This is a genomic window from Streptomyces mesophilus, assembly GCF_011044995.1.
GTDB lineage: Bacteria > Actinomycetota > Actinomycetes > Streptomycetales > Streptomycetaceae > Streptomyces > Streptomyces mesophilus.
Genome location: NZ_JAAKZW010000497.1, coordinates 1 through 622, shown reverse-complemented (window position 1 = coordinate 622; position 622 = coordinate 1). Strand labels below are relative to the sequence as shown.

The following is a 622-nucleotide window of genomic DNA, read 5'->3' as shown; positions in this document are numbered from 1 at the left end:
GACCTGGAGGGTCACGTCGCCGAGGGCGGCGTGTCCGCTGGGGGCGACGGTGGCGTTGCCGCGGTAGGGGGTGTAGCCGTCGGCCGAGACGGCGAGGCGGTACTCGCCGGCGGGCACCGTGGCCACGAAGGAGCCGTACGGGTCCGCCTCACCGGCCACGACCTTGCGGCCCATCCCGTCGGTCACGGCGAACTCGGCGCCGCGCACCGGCTCGTTGACCGGGTCGAGCACCCGGCAGCTGAGCAGACCGCCGCTGGGCGGTACGGCGAAGGCGCTCGCCGCACCGGCCGCGAGGCCGGGGTGGTGGGCGCGCCCTCTGCGGCTGCCCATGCGGTCGGAACGGTTTCCCAGCCGGCGGCCGAACATCGTGGAGTCCCCCTGAACGACTTGTCTGTCTGTGCGCGCCCCGTGGCAGTTCGTGTGCTGCTTGGCAGTTCGTGTGCTGCGTGGCAGTTCATGTGCTGCGTGACGGCGCTTGTGCCCTGCGGTGGCACTCGTCGGCGTGTGCGGTGCCGACGTTGCATTCGACCATCAGTGCGGCTTTCGGGGCAACACGGGGTCACATTGCGGGAATGTGCAGGTGGGGATGCTGTCTCTTATACACACTGACGCTGCCGACGAG

At 70.6% G+C, this 622-nt stretch carries 1 protein-coding gene; it reads right to left on the bottom strand.

Translation table 11 applies throughout. The features are described 5' to 3' along the window. Positions 1-330, bottom strand: a 330-nt coding sequence (locus G6045_RS40770) for a carboxypeptidase-like regulatory domain-containing protein (RefSeq protein WP_408056437.1), incomplete at its 3' end; no start/stop codon positions are given. Positions 331-622 lie beyond the last annotated feature (292 nt).